Raw genomic sequence first — 22,003 nt, forward strand, 5'->3', positions numbered from 1 at the left:
CGCTGGCTGGCGGTCCGGGAGAGACGAGATGACCGCATGCATCGTGGGCTGGGCCCACTCCAAATTCGGCAAGCTGACCGACGACACGCTGGAAGGGCTGATCGTGCAGGTGGCGCGTGAGGCGCTGGACCATGCGGGCATCGGGCCGGAGGATGTGGACGAGATCGTGCTCGGCCATTTCAACGCCGGTTTCTCGCCGCAGGATTTTACCGCGAGCCTCGTGCTGCAGGCCGATGACCGGCTGCGCTTCAAGCCGGCGACGCGGGTGGAAAACGCCTGCGCGACCGGTTCCGCCGCCGTGCGGCAGGGCGCGCGTGCCATTGAGGCGCGTGCGGCGCGCATCGTGCTGGTGGTGGGCGCGGAGCAGATGACCAGGACGCCGGGACCGCAGATTGCGGAAAACCTGCTGAAAGCGTCGTATCTGCCGGAAGATGGCGAGATTCCGGGCGGTTTCGCCGGCGTTTTCGGCAAGATCGCGGATGCCTATTTCCAGAAATATGGCGACCAGACGGATGCGCTGGCGGCGCTGGCGGCAAAGAACCACAAGAACGGCGTCGACAATCCATATGCGCAGATGCGCAAGGATCTGGGTTTTGAGTTCTGCCGGCAGGAGAGCGAGCGCAACCCCTATGTCGCCGGCCCGTTAAAGCGCACGGATTGTTCGCTTGTTTCCGACGGGGCGGCGGCTGTCGTTCTGGCGGACACGCAGACGGCGCTTTCGATGCGCCGTGCGGTGGCGCTGCGCGCCAATGAGCATGTGCAGGACTTCCTGCCCATGTCGAAGCGCGACATCCTGCAGTTCGAAGGCTGTGAGGCGGCATGGAAGCAGGCGCTGAAGAGCGCCAGCGTGACGCTGGACGATCTCTCCTTCGTGGAGACGCATGACTGTTTCACCATTGCCGAGCTGATCGAATATGAGGCTATGGGATTGGCGAAGCGCGGCGAGGGCGGCAGGATCGCGCTCGAAGGTCAGACACAGAAGGACGGGCGTCTGCCGGTGAACCCGTCGGGCGGCCTGAAGGCCAAGGGCCACCCGATCGGCGCGACCGGCGTTTCCATGCACGCGCTGACGGCGATGCAGCTGACCGGCGAGGCCGGCGGCATCCAGATCCCCGGCGCGACGCTGGGTGGCATCTTCAACATGGGTGGCGCGGCAGTCGCCAACTACGTGTCGATCCTCGAACGGATCAAGTAGAAGGCGTGACCTTCTCGCCTGCCGTCGCCGACGGCCACAGTTCGACGCGTCCAAAGCCCGGCACCTTCAGTGCCGGGTTGCGTATGTCGAGGCCGGCGACCAGTCCCAGAAACTGAAGCTCGAAGCCTGAGCGCAGGCCGGCGGCAAACCCTGCCAGGCCACCAAAGGACACATGGACATCGCTCCAGTCGGGCGCGTGGTCGAAGGCGAAGATGCCCGGGCGATAATCACGGCCGACGGCGGTGGGCGGCAGGGCAATGTCGAGGTCGGCCACCGTGCGCAGCACATGCGCGGTGAAGGAATTGGAATTGGGGCCGGGCCACAGGCCGTAATCGCCGCGCTGCGAAAACGGATAGCTGGCGATGGCCGCTTCCACCTGAGGGATAAGGCGTTCGGCCTCTTCTCCCTTGATGGCGGTCACCACATAAGGCGTGTTTGAATACCAGCGCCCGTCCGCCGGGTAGGCGTTTCGGCGCACCGGGCTGCCCCAGCCAACCTTGTCGTAACGGTCATAGCCGGAGGCGTTCGCACGTTTGAGCACAAGCCAGCTGTGAACGGAGAGCGCGCCCTTCATGCCGCCGGTGCGTGCGGCCATCACGTAGACTGCGGCCTGCGGATCGCCTGCGGGCGCGGGCAGCACACCACTCGCCGACCAGTCGGCGCTGCGCCAGGAGCCAGGCCGTTCCTGCACCGCCCACCAGGCCAGTGAAGCTGAGGCCGGCAAAACGAAGACGACGAGGAGAAAGAGCAAAGTTCTCTTGAAAAAACGCATGGGGGCCAGTCTATTGTCGCCGGAAGATGATGAAAATGAATCCCGCAAATTACGGTGAAAACATGGGCAATCCGGTTCTGGTCGAGGTGTTGCGCGGTAACGTTGTCGAGAGCAGGCACCGGGGCGCTATCGCCGTGTTCGATGCGGATGGCGGCGCGGTGATGAGCCTTGGTGATATCGACCGGCCGGTTTTCCCGCGTTCAGCCGTGAAATCCATTCAGGCGCTGCCCTTCGTGGAAAGCGGGGCGGCGGATGCCTATGGCTTCGGCAACCGCGAGATCGCGCTCGCCTGTTCGTCGCATTCGGGCGAGCCGGAACATGCGGCGCTGGCTATCGCCATGCTCGAGCGGGCGGGGCTTGGCGCGGACGCTTTCGAGTGCGGGGCGCACTGGTCTTCTCAGGAACATGTGCTGCTCGAGCAGGCGCGCACCCTTTCGGAGCCGACGGCGGCGCACAACAACTGTTCCGGCAAGCATGCGGGTTTCTTATGCACCTGCGCCCATCTGGGACATGATCCGCAGGGCTATGTGGCGCTGGGTCACCCGCTTCAGGATGCGGTGAAGGCAGCGATGGAAGATGTGACGGGCGCTGCGCACAAGAGCGATCTGTGCGGCACGGATGGCTGCTCCATCCCCACCTATGCGGTGCCGCTTCGGGCGCTGGCGCAGGGATTTGCGCGCATGGCGACGGGCACGGGGTTTGCGCCGGAAAGGGCGAAAGCCGCCCGACGGATTTTTGCGGCCTGCATGGCCGAGCCGTTCTATGTGGCGGGCAGCGGACGGTCCGACACACGCATGATGGAGGCCGGACAGGGCCGCATCTTCACCAAGACGGGGGCGGAAGGCGTATTCTGTGCGGCGATCCCCGAGAAGGGCCTCGGCATTGCGCTCAAATGCGATGACGGAGCCACGCGGGCTGCCGAAGTGATGGTGGCCGAGGTTCTGGCGCAGCTTCTGAAGGGGGATGCGCTTGCCGGGACGCTGCATGAGATGGCGCGGCCCGTTCTGACCAACCGGCGCGGTTTCGAGGTCGGCGGGCTGCGGCCTTCAGACGTTCTGGATGTTCAGGTCGGCTAGGGTCAGGATCCATTAATATGACCGCAATGGTCGGCCTGATTTGTGCGGATACGCGAAGCAAGGCTGCAGGAAGACTTCACGTCTTTCGAGGACTTGCGACAAAGTAGCCGTGCAAATCAGGCCGATCCGAAGGACGCTCGATAGGCCGGCGATCTGCTGCGTCAAACCCCTTGACCGGGGGAAGCCCCCGCTCTGCGGGCTTTTCCTGGCATCTCTTGGTCTATCGAACGCCATTGCGGCCATATTAATGGGTCCTGACCCTAGATTGCCGTGCGCCTCTTTGGGGACGCAGGGGACGTTCCAAACTATTGATGGTGCAACGGCATGACGGCATGGCCTCTCAAGTGACAAGGCTGACGGCCATGCTTCAAGTGCGCAGGATTTGCCTGTCCACATCGTGCGAGAAGTTCCGTGATTTCAAGTATGACAGAGGACATTCATGACCTGCCTGGAAAACTACAATGACCGCCTCAACCGGGTGCTCGATCACGTCTATGCCAACCTCGAGGAGGATCTCTCCTTTGATCGGCTGGCGGAAGTTGCCTGCCTCTCGCCCTATCACTGGAGCCGCATCTACTCGGCCATGCGCGGCGAAACCATTGTCGCGACGATCCGCCGGTTGAGGCTCCAGCGCGCCGCCGACCGGCTGGCCAATTCAGAACTGGACATCGACGCCATCGGCGCGCGTGCCGGTTATGGTTCGCCAGACACGTTCGGCCGGGCGTTCAAGAGCGCTTTCGGCATGAGCCCCGCAGCCTATCGCGAAAAGGGATCGCATGCAGCATTCAGGGCCGCGAATGCCGCAGGTGCGGCGCGCGCTTTTCCGGTGGTGGTGGAGCGTGTGCCGGAACGTCGTTGCGCGGGGATCGATCACACGGGCTCCTATATGGAAATCGATCACGCCATGGGACGGCTCTTCACCACGCTTGCCGCGCGCGACGCGATCCCGGCCGAGCCTGCCATGATCGGCGTGTTCTTCGACGATCCGGATATCGGCCCCGAGACCGAATTGCGCTCGCGCGCCTGTCTGCCGGTGGCAGAGTCCTTCGCAATCGATGCGCCTCTCGTGGAGACGGTGCTGCGCGGTGGGGCATATGCGAAGCTGAGCTATACGGGCCCTTATGCCGACATGCGCGGGGCCTATCGCTGGTTTCTGGGCGTGTGGCTGCCTGCATCCGGCTATGAGCCGGAGGATGCTCCCATCTTCGAGGCCTATCTGAACGATCCGCGCGAGGTGCCGCAAAGCGAACTCCGCACGGATATTTACCTGCCTCTCAAGGCGGCGCAGTGAAGCCGAAGCCGCACACCTGCTGAGCATCGTTCGACAGAAAGGGCAGGTCTTTCGGTTTAGCCTGCGCGATTGTCTGCGACTGTCAGGTGCGGAATGTCCTTGCTGCCGGCGCGCAGCAGGTCGCTGGTGACGGCGTCGGCCCAGCGATGGCCGACGACCGCGCCATCCGGCGTGTCTTCGAAGACATTGCCGGAAATGACTGCTGCGCCCGTGCCTTCAACCACGGAGACAATGATGCCGGTTTTCGCCTTGCGGATGACGTTTCCCGAAGCGGTGATGTTGCGCAGGAAGGGCCCCCAGCCCATGCGAATGCCGGCAAGCGGCGCGTTCTCGATGACATTGCCGGTGACCGCGCTGTCGGCCTCGACATTGATGCCGATGCCGAAACCGGCCATGGGCGAGGGGTAGGGGCCGTTTGCGGAGAGGTTGCGGACGATGTTGCCCGTGCAGGCGCAGAGGCGGCCGCCCTTGTCGAAATTGGCCATGGAAATGCCATGGGCCGCGCCATCCACCAGATTGCCGGTGATGACCGCGCCCTGAAAGGCAAACTCGGCATAGAGCGCCGTCTCGCCGGAGCGCAGGCAGGTGTTGCCGGAAATCTGGAGATTGCCGGCGCTGTTGCCGCGTATGGCCGAGAAGGCGCAGTCGGTAATTTCATTGTCGGATATGCGCAGATTGTCGGCGCGATAGGCGTTGACCCCATTGCCATACTGGCCGGTGCCGCCCCTGTCTGCGCGGATGCGGGTGATGCGGTTTCCCGCAATGCGGCTGCCATCCGCGCCGGGGCTACTGCGATGGACGAGAATGCCGCCATTGCCGCAATCGGCAATGGTGTTGGCGCTGATGTCGAGCCCATCCGAATCCAGCGCGTAGAGGGCGTAGTCGGAGGCATCCGCGATCTCGCTGTCGCGGATCCGCCCGCGTGCGCGGTGAAGGGCGAGGCCACTGCCGCTGCTGGCCCGAAAGGCGCATTGCTCAATAGCGAGGTGTTCTGCGCCGTCAATGTCGAGAAGCGCACGGACATCGCCGGAAAGCGGCATGTACACGCCATCGAGCGCAAGGCCCGACAGGGAAAGGTGTTCACTGTCGCGCGCCGAAAGAAATGCGCCGGCGCGTTCCTGCACAAGGCGCGTTGCGCCGGGAACACCGATGAGGCGGACCTGACGGGGAAGCGAGAGGCCCGACAGGCGATAGCGGCCGGGCGGGAGAAAGACCGGTATGGATTCCGCGCTGGCGCGTTCAAGCAGGGCGGTGAGGGGCGAAGTCTGATCTGTGGCGCTGTTCGAATCGACGCCGAAATCCCGCGCACTGGCAGCACCAGCCGCCATGCGCCCGAGCGCGGCGTCGGCAAAGGCAAGATGCGGCATGGAAAGGCCGAGAACGGCAAACCCTGCGCTGGCTCTCAAAAATCTGCGGCGGTTCATTTTGGCACAACTCCGGACTGGCCCGATTTTGAATGCAGGTTTCGTGCCGTGAGGTTCAGGTTTCGAGAGGGACCGTGTGGTCGCGGAAGAATGCCGCAGCGCCTGCTTCATCGATCTCGCCGGCGGCGAGCGCCATGACAAATGTGTAAACCAGCCCGTTATCGGCCGTCATGCGATATCCATGGATGAGCAGGAACGCACCGGCAGCAACGATCGCAGTCCGCTTGTTCCCATCGACAAACGCGTGATTGCGGGCAATGCCGAAGACATAGGCTGCCGCCAGATCATGGATGTCCGGCGCTTCGTAGGCTGCCTTGTTCTCTGCCCGTGCAAGAGCGGACTCCAGTGCATTCTCGTCGCGGATACCCCGCGCACCGCCATGTCGTCGCAACTGCTCATCATGCATCGCCTCAACGGCAATCCGTGAAAGAAACATCCAGCTCATTCGGCGAGTTTCTGCAGCGCGACCTTGTATTGATCCATGATTTGATGGGCAGCTTCCAGCTGGCGTTCAAAATGGTCGTCCGCCGTTTTCAGAGAAATGCCATTCTCCGACTCCGTGAGGACCAGCTGGTCACCGGATTTGAGGCCCTGCCGCTCAAGCACTTCCTTCGGCAGGATGACACCTTCCGAATTCCCGATCTTGCGAATGGTTACATTCATGGCTTTGGCTCCGTGTGTTATAACTTAAGGTATAACAGAGGGGCGGCCATTTCAAGAATGGGGCGACTAGCCTGATTTCAGAAGCCGGTCGAGCAGGCGCTCGGCGGCTTCCGGGATGACAGTGCCGGGTGGGAAGATTTCCGCAGCGCCGGCTTCATGCACGGCCGCAAAATCATCCGGGGGAATGACACCGCCGGCAACCAGAAGAATGTCGCCATGGCCGCGCTTTTCCAGCGCTGTCTTGAGCTCGGGGATGAGGGTGAGGTGACCGGCGGCGAGCGACGATGCGCCGACGATCTGCACATCATTGGCGATGGCGAGCTCGGCCACTTCCTCAGGCGTCTGGAACATGGCGCCTACGGTGACGTCGAACCCCAGATCACCGAAGGCGGTGGCGATGACCTTCTGGCCGCGGTCATGCCCGTCCTGGCCGATCTTGGCGATCAGGATGCGGGGGGCGGCACCCGTCTTCTTGCGGAATTTCTCCACCTTCTGGTGCGCGCGCTCGACGGAGGGAAGGTCGCCCACCTCCTTGCGGTAGACGCCGGAAATGGTGCGGATCTCGGCCACATGGCGGCCAAAGACCTTTTCGAGTGCCGAAGAAATCTCGCCCACCGTTGCCTTGGCGCGGGCGGCGCGGACGGCGAATTCGAGAAGGTTTCCGTCTCCCTCGGCAGCGCGGGTGAGGGCGGCAAGGGCGCTCTCGGTTTCGGCCACGTCGCGGGTGCCCTTGAGCTGTTGCAGCTTGGCGAGCTGGCGGGCGCGCACTTCGGCGTTGTCCACCTTGAGCACGTCCACCTCGGTGTCGCGTTCGGGCTGGTAATTGTTGACGCCGACGACGAGCTGTTCGCCGGAATCGATCCGCGCCTGGGTGCGGGCAGCCGCTTCCTCGATGCGCATCTTCGGCACACCCTTCTCGATGGCCGCAGCCATGCCGCCGAGGGTTTCCACCTCTTCGATGTGTTTCAGGGCGCGGTTGGCGAGATCGTGTGTGAGGCGCTCGACGAAATGGGAGCCGCCCCATGGGTCGATCATGCGCGTGGTGCCGGATTCAAGCTGCAGCACAAGTTGCGTGTTGCGGGCGATGCGCGCGGAATGGTCGGTCGGCAGGGCCAGCGCCTCGTCAAAGGCGTTTGTGTGCAGCGACTGGGTGTGGCCCTGGGTGGCGGCCATGGCCTCGACCATGGTGCGCACGATATTGTTGTAGGGATCCTGCGCGGTGAGCGACCAGCCGGATGTCTGGCAATGGGTGCGCAGCGACAGCGAGCGCTCGCTCTTCGGCGCGAAATTCTCTTTCAGGAGCGTGGCCCAGAGAAGACGCGCGGCGCGCATCTTGGCCACTTCCATGAAGAAGTTCATGCCGATGGCCCAGAAGAAGGACAGGCGGGGCGCGAAACGGTCGATGTCGAGCCCGGCGGCGATGCCGGCGCGGGCATATTCGATGCCGTCGGCGATGGTGTAGGCCAGCTCCAGATCGGCGGACGCGCCAGCCTCCTGCATGTGATAGCCGGAGATGGAGATGGAGTTGAATTTGGGCATGTGCTCCGCCGTGTAGGCGAAGATGTCGGAGATCACCCGCATCGAGGGCTTGGGCGGGTAGATATAGGTGTTGCGGACCATGAACTCCTTCAGAATGTCATTCTGAATGGTGCCCGAAAGGTCCCTGTGGGCGACGCCCTGTTCCTCTGCCGCGACGATGTAGAGCGCCATGATCGGCAGAACCGCGCCGTTCATGGTCATGGACACGCTCATTTTGTCGAGCGGAATGCCGTCGAAGAGCTGGCGCATGTCGAGAATGGAATCGATCGCCACACCGGCCATGCCCACATCGCCCGCAACACGGGGGTGGTCGCTGTCATAGCCGCGATGGGTGGCGAGGTCGAAGGCGACCGACAGGCCTTTCTGACCGGCGGCGAGATTGCGCCGGTAAAAGGCGTTGGATTCTTCAGCCGTCGAGAAACCGGCATACTGGCGAATGGTCCAGGGCCGGCGGGTGTACATGGTGGGGTAGGGGCCGCGAATGAAGGGCGCGGCGCCCGGATAGGTGTCGAGAAAGCGCAGACCCCTTAAGTCATCCTCCGAATAGGAAGGCTTGATGGCGATGCCTTCCGGCGTTTCTGCCGGCGGGGTCTGGGCTGGGAGAGGCGATGAATGAGGGACCGACCAGTCGATGCTGGCGAAGTCCGGGATCATGCGATGCCTCCTCCAGTCTCGTCGAGACGCTGGGCAAGCAGCGGCTGGCAACGCACGGCGGCCACCTCACCGGAGATGTCGGGCGAAACCGCTTTGAGCGTCTTGACCGGGCGCTCTTCGGCAGCCGGATAGATGGTGGTGCCGACAATGGCCTTCTTGCCGTCATTGATGCGCTGCTCGCGGCGCTCGCGCATGGCGAGCACGCGCTCCTGAATGTGTCCGTTCATCAGGCTGCGCAGCACGCCGCCCTCGCTCTCGATGCGGCGGAACTCGTCCCACGCCTTTTCGCAGAGCGCGGCGGTGAGCGTTTCCATGCCGCCGGCGCCGGCCGCGGGATCGATGATCAGATCCAGATGGCTTTCGCCGGAGAGAATGAGCTGCGTGTTGCGGGCAAGCCGCCGCGCATCGGGATCGGGGAGACCGTGGACGATGGTGTGCGGCAGGACGGACAGCGTGTCCGCGCCGCCAACAGCCGCCGCGAATGCGGCGATGGTGGTGCGCAGCGTGTTCGTCTCGGGATCCTTCGCCGTCATCATCCGATAGGAGGTCTCTGCGTGGATCGTTGCGAGCGACGGCTCGATGGAGCAGGTCTCCTGAACGCGCGCCCACAGGCGGCGCAGGGCCCTGATCTTGGCAATCGACAGGAACTGATCCTGATCGACGCAGAGCGAGAAGCCGATATGCGGCGCGGCATAGACAAGCGGCTGGCGGGCCTGCTCGAACATGCGCAGATGCGAGACTGCGGAGGCAAGCATGATGCCAAGCTCCTGCGCCTCGGAAGCGCCGGCATTGTGGAACACGCGGCCATCGCCCTCGAGCAGGATGCCGGGCAGATCCATCGCGAAGAAGCCCGCGAAGGACTGCGGCATGGAGGCTTCAAGCGCCTCGATGGACATGCGCAGCTTGCCGGTGCCGGCGAAGGTCGCCGCCGGCGAAATGCCGAAGGAAAGCGTCATGGCGGCCGGGTTGATGCGGCGCTCGGTGAAAAGCTGGGTCAGCCAGTCGACAATGGCGCGGCTGCTCGGATTGGCGTCCATGCGCAGATGCATGCCCTGCAGGTCGATGCCGTCTAGCGCCTTCGCAACCGCCTCGGGCGTTGCGGGCATGCCGAAGCCGAATGCATTGGGAGCGCCTGCAAAGACGAGCGCGAGGCCCGTTGCACCCTGTGCGATGTCTTCCTTCGCCTGAAGATTGGCGCGCACGGGGTCCGGATCGTCCATGCGCTGAACATGCGCCCAGCCGGATTTTCCACGGCCGCGCGCCAGCGGCTTGGCGTCCTGCATGCGCTCGTAAAGTGCGCGCATGGAGATGTTGTCATCCGTCTGCCAGGAGAGAGCTTCCGGACCTGCTTCCCCCTTCAGGGATTCGACCACCAGGTCGCGCCAGCGCTCCTGATCGATCTGGGGGAACTTCACTTTTTTTAGGATCGCGCGATCCATCATGCCTCCCGATTCGCCGATGGCCGAGGCCGGATCCGCCGCTTTGCGCGTTTCCAGCCCAAGGCAACCACCCTTTACTGAGCCCGGAGTTTAGGACGCCACAGATCACGCCGCAATGCACAATAGGCCAAATAGCCCCGAGCGTTGCATGAAAGCCTCGCTTTCAGCGCGCGTGCACAACGCCGTTGAGTGTTTCTGCGGGGCTGACTATACCGGAGAACATTGCGCAGCAACGGGTTGATCGAGCGAGGCTATTTCATGACGGCAGACGACACGATTTTTCTGGGGGCCAGTCGGCATCCGGACGACAGCTACCAGCAGGCCGAGCGTCTTCTGCTGAAATACGCCAACAGGCACGGGCTCGTCACCGGCGCAACCGGCACCGGCAAGACGGTGACGCTGCAGATCCTCGCGGAAGGGTTTTCGAATGCGGGCGTGCCCGTGTTCTGCGCGGATGTGAAGGGCGACCTTTCCGGCATCGCCATGATGGGCGAGGAGAAGGACTTCCTCACCAAGCGCGCCGACGCGATCAAGCTCGACCCGTATGAGTTTCAGGAATTCCCGGTCATTTTCTGGGATCTCTTCGGCAAGAAGGGTCACCCGATCCGCACCACCATCTCGGAGATGGGGCCGCTTCTTCTGTCGCGGCTGATGAACCTCTCGGACGCGCAGGAAGGTGTTTTGAACATTGCCTTCCGCATTGCCGATGAGGAAGGGCTGCTGCTGCTCGACATGAAGGACCTGCAGGCGCTTCTGGTGCATGTGGCGGACCGCGCCGACGAGATCGGCACGCGCTACGGCAATGTGTCGAAGCAGTCTGTCGGCGCGATCCAGCGCACGCTTCTGGTGCTGGAGCAGCAGGGGGCGAACTTCTTCTTCGGCGAGCCGGCGCTCGAGATCGGCGACATCATGCGCACCACGCGCGACGGCCGCGGCGCGATCAACGTGCTGGCCGCCGACAAGCTGATGATGAATCCGCGTCTTTACGCGACCTTCCTGCTCTGGCTGCTTTCGGAACTGTTCGAGGAACTGCCGGAAGTGGGGGACCCGGACCGGCCGCGCCTCGTTTTCTTCTTCGATGAAGCGCATCTCCTGTTCGATGACGCGCCGAAGGTTCTGGTCGAGCGTGTCGAGCAGGTGGTGCGGCTGATCCGCTCCAAGGGTGTTGGCGTCTATTTTGTCACGCAGAACCCGCTCGATGTTCCCGAGACGGTTCTGAGCCAGCTCGGCAACCGCGTGCAGCATGCACTGCGCGCCTATACGCCACGCGAGCAGAAGGCCGTGAAGACGGCAGCTGACACGTTTCGGCCCAATCCCGAATTCGACTGTTTCGAAGCGATCACGCAGCTTGGCGTCGGTGAGGCGCTGGTTTCGACGCTGGAATCCAAGGGCGTTCCCTCCATCGTGCAGCGGACGCTGATCCGCCCGCCGGCATCGCGGCTCGGGCCGATCACGGATGCAGAACGCGACAAGCTTATGAAGGCGAGCCCGGTGTTCGGTCAGTACGACGAGAGCATCGACCGCGAATCCGCCTTCGAGATGCTGCAGAAGAAAGCCGAAGAGAAGGCGAAGGCCGAGGCAAGCGCGCAGGAGGCCGAAGAGGCCGGTGACGGGGAGGGGCGCACGCGCTGGTCGCTGCCCGATTTCGGCGATGGCGCGAAAACCAGCACCACCACCACGCGGCGCAAGACGACGACCACGCCGCGCCGGCGCACGTCCAACCGGCAGTCGGTCACGGAAGCCGCCATCAAATCGGTGGTCCGCTCCGTCGGCACCTCGCTTGGAAGGGCGCTGGTGCGGGGTATTCTCGGGAGTTTAAAAAAGGGGCGCTAGAGCGCCCCTTTCTCATTCAAGTCCTGACGGGACCATGGCGTCAAACGGTGCGCAGGCCCGAGGTGACGAGGATCGGCGCACCATCTGGAACGCGCGTGTAAAGGTCGATCACGTCCTGGTTGAGCATGCGCACGCAGCCCGAGGAAACCGACTTGCCGATGGTCCACCACTCGGGCGAACCGTGAACGCGGTAGAGCGTGTCCTTGCCATCTTCGAAGATGTAGAGCGCGCGGGCGCCGAGCGGGTTGGAAACGCCGGGCTGCATGCCGCCGACCCACTTGTCGTTGGCCTTGTCGTACTCGGAGCGATATTTTTCGAGCTCCGGGCGACGGTCGATCATCTCTGCCGGCGGGAACCAGCGGGGCCACTGCTGCTTGTATTTGATCTCGGCGCGACCGGCCCACTCAAAGCCGGCGCGGCCAAGGCCGACGCCATAGCGCAGGGCGCGGCCATTCTCGAGCACGAGGTAGAGGAAGTGGTTGGCGGTGTCGACGACGATGGTGCCGGGACGCTCGCCGGTCGGATCGGCAACTTCCTGACGATAGTAACGCGGGTTGATCTTCTCGATCGGAACAGCGGGAATGTCGTAGCCGGCATCAACGACGGCCGAGTACATGGAATTGTACTGGACGGGGCCGGGCTTGGGCGCGGGACGCGAGACAATCGCGGGCTTCTCGGTCTGGTCGCTGACGCAGGCGGACAGGCCGACCGATGCGGCGCCAATTGCGCTCAGGGACAGAAAACGACGCCGGGTGAGTGATCGTACGGCAGTGGGGGAATTGGACATGGTTTCTTCGTGTACTCGCGTTTCGTCAGGACTGATAACCCCGAAAGCCTGAATGCCGGCCCTCCGGATCACATGCGGGATTTAAATCCCTTGTTCCCGCCCTAGGGTGAGAGAAGTTATCGGAACATGCTTGATAGACCGAGTAACTTTGACTTGAAGGTGAAAAATCACGCATTCGGCGCAGTTCCTGGTCGAGTGTGTTATAGATGCATCATAGCACGCGCCCGGAATGTGCGGAATCTTCTTACGTCACGTCAGTAATCCGTCGAGGGACGGTAGAATCAGGTCAGGCGGAAACTCTTCATATTCGTCCGGCTGGTCCGTTCGGTTGAGCCAGACCGTGCGGAATCCGAAATGCTGTGCGCCCGCAACGTCCCAGCGATTCGACGACTGGAACGAGACGTTCTGCGGATAGATGCGCCAGGCATTGGTGACCATTTCATAGACGCTCTGATCGGTCTTGAAGCGGCGGACCGTTTCCACCGAGAAAACCTCATCCAGAACCGTGTCGAGGGCGGAGGAGCGGATTGCCGATTCCAGCATTGCGGGCGACCCGTTGGACAGAACCGCCAGCCGCGCTCCGCCGGCCTTCAGCGCCTTCAGGACCGCGGGAACTTCTTCATAGCAGTCGAGTTGCCAGTAGGCGTCGAGCAGATCCTGCCGCAGGCGGCGGTCAACCGAGGGAATTCTTGCGAAGGCGAAATCGAGCGCCCGCTCCGTCATGGTCCAGAAGTCGGTGTATTCGCCCATCAGGGTGAAGACCCAGGAATATTCGAGCTGCTTGGCGCGCCACAGTTCCGAAAAACGCTGTCCTTCCGGCCCGATTTCGCCGGCATGGCGACGCACCGCCGCATGCACGTCGAACAGGGTGCCATAGGCATCGAACACATAGGCCGCGTGGCGCATCAGTACTCCTTTACGCACTCCGTACTTGACCGCACGGGCTGGAGACGGTCAAGAAGCGTGGTCTGGCCTCATCGAAAGGCGCATGGCGGCGATTGACGGGACCGGACAAAGTCATTTCCATAATTGGCACCGAGAATTTAAGAATTTCGCATCTTTGCAGAGATTCTTGCGTGATCATCAGGAAGGAAGGCGCAGTATGACCGTAGTGACCGAAGTCCAATCGACGACCTGGACCTATGTTGATGGCGATTGGCATGAGGGCAACGTACCCCTCATCGGTCCGCGCAGCCACGCCATGTGGCTCGGCTCGACCGTGTTCGACGGTGCGCGCTGGTTCGAGAATGTTGCGCCGGACCTTGATCTGCATGCGGCACGCGTCAACGCTTCCGCCGCCAATCTCGGCCTCACGCCGAAGGTTTCGGCTGACGAAATCATCGGGCTGGCGAATGACGGTCTGAAGAAGTTCGACGGCAAGACGGCTGTCTATATCCGCCCGATGTACTGGGGTGAGCACGGCGGCTATATGGGCGTGCCGGCGGACCCGGATTCCAGCCGTTTCTGCCTGTGCCTCTATGAAGCGCCGATGCTGGAGCCGACCGGCTTTTCCGTTGGCGTTTCCCCGTTTCGCCGGCCGAGCTTCGAAACCGCGCCGACCAATGCCAAGGCAGGGTGCCTCTACCCGAACAACGCCCGCGCCATCATGGAAGCGCGCAGCCGCGGCTTTGACAATGCGCTGGTGCTCGACATGCTGGGCAATGTGGCCGAGACCGGCAGCTCCAACATCTTCATGGTCAAGGATGGCGTGGTCTACACGCCTGCGCCGAACGGTACGTTCCTGACCGGCATCACCCGCACCCGCGTGATCGGCCTTCTGCGCGATGCAGGTATGGAAGTCGTTGAAAAGACGCTTTCGGTGAAGGATTTCCTTGAAGCGGACGAGGTGTTCTCCTCCGGCAACCACTCCAAGGTCGTGCCGGTGAGCCGGGTCGAAGATCAGAATTATCAGGCTGGTCCTGTGGCCAAAAAGGCCCGTGACCTCTATTGGGAGTGGGCCCATTCGGGCGTGCCCGCCTGATCATTCGGGAACAATCGGACGCGATGGGTATTGTCTCTCTCAAGGGAGAGCACCATCTGCGTCCTGCAGAATTCAACCACCTGTACGAGGGAGTTTACCACCATGGCTTTTGAACTGCCGGATCTGCCTTACGATTATGAGGCACTGCAGCCCTTCATGTCGAAGGAAACGCTGGAGTACCACCACGACAAGCACCACAAGGCTTATGTCGACAATGGGAACAAGCTGGCTGCAGAAGCAGGCATGGACGGCCTGTCGCTCGAGGAAGTGGTCAAGCAGTCCTTCGGCAAGAATGCCGGCCTGTTCAACAATGCGGCCCAGCATTACAACCACGTTCACTTCTGGAAGTGGATGAAGAAAGACGGCGGCGGCACCAGCCTTCCGGGCGCGCTCGCCAAGGCCATCGACAGCGATCTGGGCGGCTACGACAAGTTCCGCGCCGACTTCATCAATGCCGGTGCAACGCAGTTCGGTTCGGGCTGGGCATGGCTCGCTGTCAAGAACGGCAAGCTTGAGATCATGAAGACCCCGAACGGCGAGAACCCGCTGGTTCACGACGCAGCGCCGATCCTCGGCGTCGATGTGTGGGAGCACTCCTATTACATCGATTACCGCAATGCGCGTCCGAAGTATCTCGAGGCGTTCGTCGACAGCCTGATCAACTGGGATTACGTGCTGGAGCTTTACGAGCAGGCTTCGTAATTCCGCTTGTGGATTTCATAATAAGTACGGTTTCTGATTGTACTCGAAAGGCCCGGCCCAGCGCCGGGCCTTTTTGATTCGACCGACCTTCACGAAAGCGTGAAGGCGTTCCCCGGAATAATTCCCGGCCAACCGCGTTGGTCCGGGTATTGTTCGAACAAATTACCGGAGGGTTTCCATGAAGAAGATTGCACTTGCCGTTTCAGCGCTTTGCCTGTCGGTTTCCGGCGTTGCCGCAGCAGATGATCCGATTGCCGTACGCAAGTCGATCATGCAGGCAACGGCCGCATCTGCCGGCCTTGCCGGCGCGATGATGAAGGAAGAGCTGGCCTATAATCCCGCAATCGCAAAGGCTGCGATCCTGACGCTGAACGCAGGCGCAAAATCGTATGGCGCATTCTTTCCCGAGGGTTCGGGCGAGGGCGACACCACCGCTGCACCCGCGATCTGGGAAGATGCAGCCGGCTTTCAGGCCGCGCTCGACAAATACATGACCGACACGGCGGCTGCCTTAGACGCGGCAGGCAAGGACGGACCGGCGGATCTCGCTTCTTTCCAGGCGGCGATCGGCCCGGTGTTCAGCAATTGCAAAAGCTGCCACGAGAAGTTCCGCGTTCAGAACAACTAGAGCGTTTCCGCTTTTTGTTGAAACGCGAAAACGCTCTAATTCATTGTCTTACGCAATTCCGGACCGAAATCCGGTTCCCACTTTTCCTGGAATTGCTCTAGTCGAGAACATCGGACCGAAAAGCCGTATTGGGCTTTCGGTTCGATTTTTCAGCTCAGGACGATCGGGATTGTCATGAAGAAGAAATTGCTGACCACTGCCCTCATTGTCATTGCGGGCGGTGGAGCGGCGTTCTGGCTGTTGAGCGCTCCGACCTCGCTGGAGGCCGGGGCGCTTGGCGCGCTGGAAGCGCCGAGTGCGGAGCGTGGCGAGCAGGTCTTCTGGGCCGGTGGCTGCGCCTCATGCCATGCGCGCCCCGGAGCTGACGGCGATGCGCGGCTGGAGCTTGCCGGCGGTGTTGAGTTGAAATCCGATTTCGGAACCTTCGTCGCACCGAACATTTCGCCACATATGCAGGACGGCATCGGCGGCTGGAGCGACATGGCGTTCGCCAATGCGATGCTGCACGGGGTTTCGCCCGAGGGCGAGCACTATTACCCGGCGTTTCCCTATCCCTCCTATGCGCGGATGGAGCCGCAGGATGTGAGCGACCTGTTCGCTTTCATCAAGACGCTTCCCGAAGTGGAGGGCGATGCGGGCGAGCATAAGCTTTCGTTCCCCTTCACCATGCGTCGCGGCATCGGGTTATGGAAACTGGCCTATATGCATGACGAGCCGGTGGTTGCGCTGGGAGCCGATGCTTCTGATGCGGAACGGCGCGGGCAGTATCTCGTGGAGGGGGCGGGCCATTGCGGCGAGTGCCACACGCCGCGCAATTTTGCCGGCGGACAGCTCTACGATCAGTGGCTTGCGGGTGCGGTTTCGGCGGAAGGCGAGGGCATCGTGCCGAACATCACCACGGGTGATGGCGGGATTGGCTCCTGGTCGGCCGGGGACATCGCCTATTATCTGGAGAGCGGCTTCACGCCGGAGTTCGATTCGGTCGGCGGAGCCATGGTCTCCGTGCAGAAGAACATGGCCCGGCTTTCCAAGGAAGACCGCGACGCGATCGCGGCCTATCTTCTTGCCGTTCAGCCGAAGCCTAACGGTTATCCATCTTCCCGGTGACCTTCAGGACGAAGGCATAGGTGAGCGCCTTTTCCTCGAGCCGCGAGAAGCGGCCCGAGGCTCCGGCGTGACCCGCGTCGAGATTGGTTTTCAGAAGAACCGGATTGTCGCCGCTCTTGCGCTCTCTCAGACGCGCCACCCATTTCGCAGGTTCCCAATAAGTCACGCGCGGATCGGTGAGGCCGGCGAGCGCCAGAATGGGTGGATAGTCCTGCGCGCCCACATTGTCGTAGGGCGAATAGGCGGCGATGGTGTCGTAATCGGCCCTTGAGGCAATGGGATTGCCCCATTCGGGCCATTCCGGAGGAGTGAGCGGCAGCGTGTCGTCGAGCATGGTGTTGAGCACATCGACAAACGGCACGGCGGCCACGATGCCGCCGAACGCCTCGGGGGCCATGTTTGCGATTGCGCCCATCAGCATGCCGCCGGCGGACCCGCCTTCGGCCACGATGCGGTCGTGGCTTGTATAGCCCTCGGCGACCAGATGGCGGGCGGCGGCGATGAAGTCGGTGAAGGTGTTGACCTTTTTTTCGCGCTTGCCGTCCTCATACCATGCGTAGCCCTTTTCCTTGCCGCCGCGGATATGCGCGATGGCGTAGACGAAGCCGCGGTCGACCAGAGACAGGCAATTGGTGTTGAAAGCGGCGGGCATGGCCATGCCATAGGCGCCGTAGCCATAGAGCAGGCAGGGCGCGGAACCGTCCAGTGCGATGTCCTTGCGATAGACCAGCGACACGGGCACCAGTTCGCCATCGGGGGCAGGGGCCATGAGGCGACGGGTGACATAGTCATCCGGATTGTGGCCGGAGGGCACTTCCTGCGTCTTCAGGAGTGTGCGCTTACGGGTGCGCATGTCGTAGTCGAAGACCTGCTGCGGCGTGGTCATGGACGAATAGGAGAAGCGGAGCGTCTCGGTGTCGTATTCGTAGGAACCCATCAGGCCGAGCGAATAGGCCTCCTCGTCGAAGGCGATCAAATGTTCCGACCCGTCGGCGCGGTCGCGGATGACGAGGCGCGGCAGGCCGTCCTTGCGCTCCAGACGCACGAGGTAATTGGCAAACGCCATGATGGCGAGGATGAGCCGGCCCGGCTCGTGGGGCACCAGATCCTGCCAGTTGGCGCGGGCGGGATCGCCTGCGGGCGCGGTGACGATCTTGAAGTCCTTGGCGTCATCCGCATTGGTGAGGATGAAGAAGATGTCGCCGCCTTCTTCCAGATCGTATTGCAGTCCGGTTTCGCGCGCGGCCACCAGACGCGGCGTGGCGTCGGGATCGCTTGCGGGAAGGATGCGGCACTCCGACGTCTCGTGATCGTGGGCGGAGATGTAGATCCAGTCGTGATTGCGGCTGCCGGACACGTCGACGAAGAAACCCGGATCGGCTTCCTCATAGATGAGGCGGTCTTCAGCGGAATCCGCGCCGATCCGGTGGTAGAAGATTTTTGACGGGCGGTGGTTCTCGTCAAGCCTTGTGTAGAAGAAGCCACTGCCGGCTGCGTCCCATTCGCCGCTTCCGCCGGTTTCGGTGACCGTGTCGGGAAGCTCCTTGCCGCTTTCGAGATCGCGCACGCTCAGTGTGTAGAGCTCGGACCCCTTGTCGTCCTGGCCCCAGAGAAGGCGCTTGTGGTCCGGCGAATGGTCTGCGCCGCCGATGCGGAAATAGCTCTTGCCCTCGGCCTCGCGGTCGCCATCAAGCAGCACGTCCTCTTCGGCGTTGTCGCCGCCATCGCTCGGCAGGCGGAAGAAGCGCGGATATTCGCCCCCGGTGCGGAAACCGGCGGCATAGGCGTAGGGGCCGTCCTTCGCAGGCACCGAGGTCTCGTCCTCCTTCATGCGTCCGCGCATCTCGGCGACGAGGGTTTTCTGCAACGCTTCCGTATCGGCCAGAAGTTCTGCCTGATAGGCGTTCTCGGCTTCCAGATGCGCGCGGATGTCGTCTGCCAGAAGGGCCGGGTCGCGCAGCACCTCCTGCCAGTTGTCGGCGCGCATCCAGGCATAGTCGTCCGTGCGCTCGATGCCATGGCGGGTGTCGCTGACGGGGCGGGCTTCGGGCGAGGGAGCGCTGGCTGTCGAGGAAAATGCTTTGGAAGTCATGGCAAACCTTGGAGTATCTGCGGAATGTGTGCAGGTGCGGCGCGAAGCGCTGCGTGAAGCTGGGCGCATTTTTGTCCCGCCGAAGGGGCGTGTGGCAATGGCCAATCGAAAAAATACCTGCGGCGCGGGGAGGGCAGGAAGATCGAGGGCGCGATCCGCCTCTTCTGGGCAGTCGAAATAAAAGACTGTGTCTAAGCTGCATTATGTTTCACGCGCGCAACGTGAATGATGCATTCTTCTTATATAGGGGAACAAACGACCTGATGGGGCCTGCCGATTGTATGGGCATGATTCCAGCGGTGTTTTTGCATAGTGAGCCCCCGGTGGTTTAAGCTGACCAATCTCTTGTGAATGGCGTCGTTTCATCGCGCCTGTGAGTTGCGTTTACGCCTTGTCGTGCCGAGGGCGAGTGTTTATGTCACCGTGAGATTTTCTGAAGTTTTTTGAAACACTAAGTCCAGTGGGGAGAGTTCATGACGGCAGACGGCCAGTGGCTGACATTTCTCGCTCTGTTGCTGCCGTTCGCAGCCGCCGCCATAGCACCAGCGCTTACAAGGGCGCTGCATCACAATGCAGCCTGGGTGCTGGCGATCGCGCCCGCTCTCATCTTTCTGCATTTTACGGGCTTTGTCGGACCCGTTTCCGATGGCGAAACGCTGACGGGCGGATATGCATGGATACCGAGCCTTTCGGTTGATTTTTCCTGGTTCCTCGATGGTCTTTCCGTCACTTTCGCGCTGCTGATCTCGGGCATCGGCACGCTGATCGTGCTTTATGCGGGCGGCTATCTGAAGGGGCACGAGCATCAGGGGCGCTTCTTCTCGTTCATCCTGATGTTCATGGGCTCGATGCTGGGCCTTGTGGTCGCGGATTCCTTCCTCACCCTGTTCGTTTTCTGGGAACTGACCTCGATCACCTCGTTCCTGCTGATCGGCTTCGATCACTCGCGCGAGGCTTCGCGCCGTGCGGCTTTGCAGGCGCTTGTGGTGACGGGGCTTGGCGGCCTTTCGCTGCTTGCCGGTCTTCTGGTGATCTGGAGCGCCACCGGCGTCAACTCCATGTCGGCGCTGCTTGCGACCGAGAGCGCGCTGCGCGACGCGCCGCTCTACATGGCGGCGCTGCTGCTCATTCTGGGCGGCGCGTTCACCAAGTCGGCGCAGTTCCCGTTCCACTTCTGGCTCCCCAACGCGATGGAAGCGCCGACGCCCGTTTCGGCCTATCTGCATTCGGCGACCATGGTGAAGGCGGGCGTCTATCTGCTGATGCGCCTCAATCCGGTGCTGGGCGATACGGCTGCCTGGGAAACCATTCTGCCGCTGTTCGGCGGCACGACGCTTTTGGTGGGAACGCTTCTGGCCGTGCGCCAGACGGACCTGAAGCTGATGCTGGCCTACACGACCGTGGCTTCGCTGGGTCTGCTTGTCATGCTGACGGGCGTGGGCTCGGAAAAGGCGGTCGAGGCGGCGGTGCTCTATCTCGTGGCGCACTCCATGTTCAAGGGCGCGCTGTTCATGGTCGCGGGCCTTGTCGACCACGAATCCGGCACGCGCGACGTCACGAAGCTCGGTGGCCTGCGCACGGCAATGCCGATCACCTTTACGGCGGCTGTTCTGGCGGCGGCCTCGATGGGCGGCGTGCCGCTGTTCTTCGGCTTCCTCGCCAAGGAAGAGATCTATGCCGGCCTCGGTTTTGCCAATGGCTGGACCACCATGCTGACGCTGGTGGCGCTCGCCGGCAACGGGCTGATGTTCGCCATCGGCTTCGCCGTGGCGCTGAAGCCGTTCCTTGGCGCGAAGGTGGAAACGCCCAAACATGCCCATGAAGGGCCGATCCTGCTCTGGCTCGGGCCGGTGGTGCTGGGCGCGCTGGGTCTGGTCTCGGCACTGTTCTCCGGCGTGAGCCATGAGCTCGTCAGCAGCCCGATGTCGAGCGCCGTGCTTGGCGCGGCCGTGACGGTGACGATTTCGACCATTCCGCATATCGGCATGCCGCTGGCGCTGTCGGTGGTGACGGTTGCGCTTGGCGTTCTGGTGTTCGTCATGCTGGGGCAGGGGCGCGCGGCGATGGCCGGCATCCTCAACGCCATCGGCTGGGGCCCGGACAAGGGTTTCGACCAGGTGATGCGCGGCCTGACGCGTGTTTCCTTCTCAGTGACCAATCTCATCCAGAACGGCCGGCTGGACTACTACATGACGGCGACCTTCATCGCCGTTGCCGCTGCCGTCCTGATCCCGATGGGGCTTTATGAAGAGTGGCCGGCTGTTCCTTCGATGCCGCGCATGCCGTTCTATGAGTGGACGGTGCTTCTGATCGCGCTGATCGGTCTGGGCGCGGTGATCTATGCGCGCGACCGCCTGACGGCGATCGTTTCGCTGGGCATTCAGGGTTTCTCCGTGGCGCTGATCTTCATGCTGCTGGGCGCGCCGGATCTCTCCTTCACCCAGTTCATGGTGGAGACGCTCTCGGTGGTCATCCTGGCGCTGGTCATGACGCGTCTGCGGCTTTCGCCGACGGATCATCGCCCGACGGGCGAGAAGGTGATGGACGTGGCGGTTGCGGGCACGTGCGGTGCGGCCCTCGGCCTGATGCTTCTGCGGGTGACGCAGGTGCCGTTCAACAGCGAGCTGAGCGATTTCTTCACGCAGTATTCGCGTGTGCTGGCGCATGGCCGCAACATCGTGAACGTCATTCTGGTGGACTTCCGCGGGACGGATACGCTGGGCGAGATCGCCGTGGTGATGATTGCGGGCCTTGCCATTCTGGCGCTGGTACGTGTTCGCAGTGTGAAGCCGATCGCTTCCAAGAACGGGGAGGGCTGAT

At 62.5% G+C, this 22,003-nt stretch carries 18 protein-coding genes; 9 read left to right on the forward strand and 9 right to left on the reverse strand.

The features are described from left to right. Positions 1-28 precede the first annotated feature (28 nt). On the forward strand, positions 29-1,195 hold the full coding sequence (locus tag DEJ54_RS10835; protein WP_113154576.1) for an acetyl-CoA acetyltransferase: 1,167 nt from the start codon (positions 29-31) through the stop codon (positions 1,193-1,195). On the opposite strand, the gene DEJ54_RS10840 is transcribed toward DEJ54_RS10835, so the two are convergent. Then, entirely contained in the window at positions 1,188-1,967 is a 780-nt protein-coding gene (locus DEJ54_RS10840) for a DUF3750 domain-containing protein (RefSeq protein WP_113154577.1), read from the reverse strand. The genes DEJ54_RS10835 and DEJ54_RS10840 overlap by 8 nt on opposite strands. A 62-nt stretch (positions 1,968-2,029) precedes the next feature. On the opposite strand from DEJ54_RS10840, the gene DEJ54_RS10845 reads away from it, so the two are divergent. Together DEJ54_RS10845 and DEJ54_RS10850 are read left to right on the forward strand one after the other, a co-directional pair. Next, positions 2,030-3,043 carry an asparaginase gene (locus DEJ54_RS10845; protein ID WP_113156222.1) on the forward strand — a complete coding sequence of 338 codons (1,014 nt, stop codon included), beginning with the start codon at positions 2,030-2,032 and terminating at the stop codon, positions 3,041-3,043. Positions 3,044-3,482: 439 nt separating this feature from the next. Continuing rightward, complete coding sequence (locus DEJ54_RS10850) at positions 3,483-4,334, forward strand: GyrI-like domain-containing protein (protein WP_113154578.1); 852 nt, start codon at positions 3,483-3,485, stop codon at positions 4,332-4,334. A 56-nt stretch (positions 4,335-4,390) separates the two neighbouring features. Here DEJ54_RS10850 and DEJ54_RS10855 read toward each other — a convergent pair whose 3' ends face one another. From DEJ54_RS10855 to DEJ54_RS10875, 5 genes are all read right to left on the reverse strand, one after another. Beyond that, positions 4,391-5,758, reverse strand: coding sequence for a TIGR03808 family TAT-translocated repetitive protein (locus DEJ54_RS10855; RefSeq protein ID WP_113154579.1), 1,368 nt, complete (start codon positions 5,756-5,758; stop codon positions 4,391-4,393). A gap of 55 nt (positions 5,759-5,813) precedes the next feature. Further along, positions 5,814-6,203 carry a type II toxin-antitoxin system death-on-curing family toxin gene (locus tag DEJ54_RS10860; RefSeq protein WP_113154580.1) on the reverse strand — a complete coding sequence of 130 codons (390 nt, stop codon included), beginning with the start codon at positions 6,201-6,203 and terminating at the stop codon, positions 5,814-5,816. Beyond that, entirely contained in the window at positions 6,200-6,421 is a 222-nt protein-coding gene (locus DEJ54_RS10865) for an AbrB/MazE/SpoVT family DNA-binding domain-containing protein (RefSeq protein ID WP_113154581.1), read from the reverse strand. The genes DEJ54_RS10860 and DEJ54_RS10865 overlap by 4 nt, the downstream gene beginning before the upstream one ends. Before the next feature lie 66 nt (positions 6,422-6,487). Next, the gene (gene scpA, locus DEJ54_RS10870) at positions 6,488-8,614 is read right to left on the reverse strand and encodes a methylmalonyl-CoA mutase (protein WP_113154582.1); all 2,127 of its coding nucleotides are present in this window, start codon (positions 8,612-8,614) and stop codon (positions 6,488-6,490) included. Then, positions 8,611-10,056 carry a methylmalonyl-CoA mutase family protein gene (locus DEJ54_RS10875; protein ID WP_113154583.1) on the reverse strand — a complete coding sequence of 482 codons (1,446 nt, stop codon included), beginning with the start codon at positions 10,054-10,056 and terminating at the stop codon, positions 8,611-8,613. The genes scpA and DEJ54_RS10875 overlap by 4 nt, the downstream gene beginning before the upstream one ends. Before the next feature lie 255 nt (positions 10,057-10,311). Between DEJ54_RS10875 and DEJ54_RS10880 the strand changes: the two genes are divergently transcribed. Beyond that, positions 10,312-11,886, forward strand: coding sequence for a helicase HerA-like C-terminal domain-containing protein (locus tag DEJ54_RS10880; RefSeq protein ID WP_113156223.1), 1,575 nt, complete (start codon positions 10,312-10,314; stop codon positions 11,884-11,886). Positions 11,887-11,926: 40 nt separating this feature from the next. Here the strand turns inward: DEJ54_RS10880 and DEJ54_RS10885 are convergent, their stop codons facing one another. Continuing rightward, complete coding sequence (locus DEJ54_RS10885) at positions 11,927-12,673, reverse strand: L,D-transpeptidase (protein WP_113154584.1); 747 nt, start codon at positions 12,671-12,673, stop codon at positions 11,927-11,929. A 249-nt stretch (positions 12,674-12,922) separates the two neighbouring features. Further along, positions 12,923-13,579 (reverse strand): haloacid dehalogenase type II, encoded by a 657-nt coding sequence (locus DEJ54_RS10890; protein WP_113154585.1) that lies wholly within the window; start codon positions 13,577-13,579, stop codon positions 12,923-12,925. Between the two features lie 196 nt (positions 13,580-13,775). Between DEJ54_RS10890 and DEJ54_RS10895 the strand changes: the two genes are divergently transcribed. The 4 genes from DEJ54_RS10895 to DEJ54_RS10910 all read left to right on the forward strand — a co-directional run bounded on the left by DEJ54_RS10895 (position 13,776) and on the right by DEJ54_RS10910 (position 17,091). After that, a complete protein-coding gene (locus DEJ54_RS10895; protein WP_113154586.1) occupies positions 13,776-14,654 on the forward strand; it encodes a branched-chain amino acid aminotransferase in 879 nt (292 codons plus the stop codon). 102 nt (positions 14,655-14,756) lie between these two features. Next, positions 14,757-15,356: a superoxide dismutase gene (locus tag DEJ54_RS10900; protein ID WP_113154587.1), complete on the forward strand. Its 600-nt coding sequence runs from the start codon at positions 14,757-14,759 to the stop codon at positions 15,354-15,356. Positions 15,357-15,534: 178 nt separating this feature from the next. Then, positions 15,535-15,984: a cytochrome c gene (locus DEJ54_RS10905; RefSeq protein WP_113154588.1), complete on the forward strand. Its 450-nt coding sequence runs from the start codon at positions 15,535-15,537 to the stop codon at positions 15,982-15,984. A 174-nt stretch (positions 15,985-16,158) separates the two neighbouring features. After that, a complete protein-coding gene (locus DEJ54_RS10910) occupies positions 16,159-17,091 on the forward strand; it encodes a cytochrome c (RefSeq protein WP_113154589.1) in 933 nt (310 codons plus the stop codon). Here the strand turns inward: DEJ54_RS10910 and DEJ54_RS10915 are convergent. Beyond that, complete coding sequence (locus DEJ54_RS10915; protein ID WP_113154590.1) at positions 17,066-19,183, reverse strand: S9 family peptidase; 2,118 nt, start codon at positions 19,181-19,183, stop codon at positions 17,066-17,068. The genes DEJ54_RS10910 and DEJ54_RS10915 overlap by 26 nt on opposite strands. Before the next feature lie 473 nt (positions 19,184-19,656). Here DEJ54_RS10915 and DEJ54_RS10920 point away from each other — a divergent pair, with 473 nt between their 5' ends. Further along, positions 19,657-22,002 (forward strand): putative monovalent cation/H+ antiporter subunit A, encoded by a 2,346-nt coding sequence (locus tag DEJ54_RS10920; protein WP_113154591.1) that lies wholly within the window; start codon positions 19,657-19,659, stop codon positions 22,000-22,002. The last annotated feature ends 1 nt before the right edge of the window (position 22,003 follow it).

The organism is Nitratireductor sp. OM-1 (genome assembly GCF_003296175.1).
In the GTDB taxonomy this organism is placed as follows: domain Bacteria; phylum Pseudomonadota; class Alphaproteobacteria; order Rhizobiales; family Rhizobiaceae; genus Nitratireductor; species Nitratireductor aquimarinus.

Bases quoted from the DNA above. Each gene is read 5' to 3' on its own strand.
- DEJ54_RS10835 (WP_113154576.1), top strand. From the start codon at position 29: ATGACCGCATGCATCGTGGGCTGGGCCCACTCCAAATTCGGCAAGCTG.
- DEJ54_RS10840 (WP_113154577.1), bottom strand. From the start codon at position 1,967: ATGCGTTTTTTCAAGAGAACTTTGCTCTTTCTCCTCGTCGTCTTCGTT.
- DEJ54_RS10845 (WP_113156222.1), top strand. From the start codon at position 2,030: ATGGGCAATCCGGTTCTGGTCGAGGTGTTGCGCGGTAACGTTGTCGAG.
- DEJ54_RS10850 (WP_113154578.1), top strand. From the start codon at position 3,483: ATGACCTGCCTGGAAAACTACAATGACCGCCTCAACCGGGTGCTCGAT.
- DEJ54_RS10855 (WP_113154579.1), bottom strand. From the start codon at position 5,758: ATGAACCGCCGCAGATTTTTGAGAGCCAGCGCAGGGTTTGCCGTTCTC.
- DEJ54_RS10860 (WP_113154580.1), bottom strand. From the start codon at position 6,203: ATGAGCTGGATGTTTCTTTCACGGATTGCCGTTGAGGCGATGCATGAT.
- DEJ54_RS10865 (WP_113154581.1), bottom strand. From the start codon at position 6,421: ATGAATGTAACCATTCGCAAGATCGGGAATTCGGAAGGTGTCATCCTG.
- scpA (WP_113154582.1), bottom strand. From the start codon at position 8,614: ATGATCCCGGACTTCGCCAGCATCGACTGGTCGGTCCCTCATTCATCG.
- DEJ54_RS10875 (WP_113154583.1), bottom strand. From the start codon at position 10,056: ATGATGGATCGCGCGATCCTAAAAAAAGTGAAGTTCCCCCAGATCGAT.
- DEJ54_RS10880 (WP_113156223.1), top strand. From the start codon at position 10,312: ATGACGGCAGACGACACGATTTTTCTGGGGGCCAGTCGGCATCCGGAC.
- DEJ54_RS10885 (WP_113154584.1), bottom strand. From the start codon at position 12,673: ATGTCCAATTCCCCCACTGCCGTACGATCACTCACCCGGCGTCGTTTT.
- DEJ54_RS10890 (WP_113154585.1), bottom strand. From the start codon at position 13,579: ATGCGCCACGCGGCCTATGTGTTCGATGCCTATGGCACCCTGTTCGAC.
- DEJ54_RS10895 (WP_113154586.1), top strand. From the start codon at position 13,776: ATGACCGTAGTGACCGAAGTCCAATCGACGACCTGGACCTATGTTGAT.
- DEJ54_RS10900 (WP_113154587.1), top strand. From the start codon at position 14,757: ATGGCTTTTGAACTGCCGGATCTGCCTTACGATTATGAGGCACTGCAG.
- DEJ54_RS10905 (WP_113154588.1), top strand. From the start codon at position 15,535: ATGAAGAAGATTGCACTTGCCGTTTCAGCGCTTTGCCTGTCGGTTTCC.
- DEJ54_RS10910 (WP_113154589.1), top strand. From the start codon at position 16,159: ATGAAGAAGAAATTGCTGACCACTGCCCTCATTGTCATTGCGGGCGGT.
- DEJ54_RS10915 (WP_113154590.1), bottom strand. From the start codon at position 19,183: ATGACTTCCAAAGCATTTTCCTCGACAGCCAGCGCTCCCTCGCCCGAA.
- DEJ54_RS10920 (WP_113154591.1), top strand. From the start codon at position 19,657: ATGACGGCAGACGGCCAGTGGCTGACATTTCTCGCTCTGTTGCTGCCG.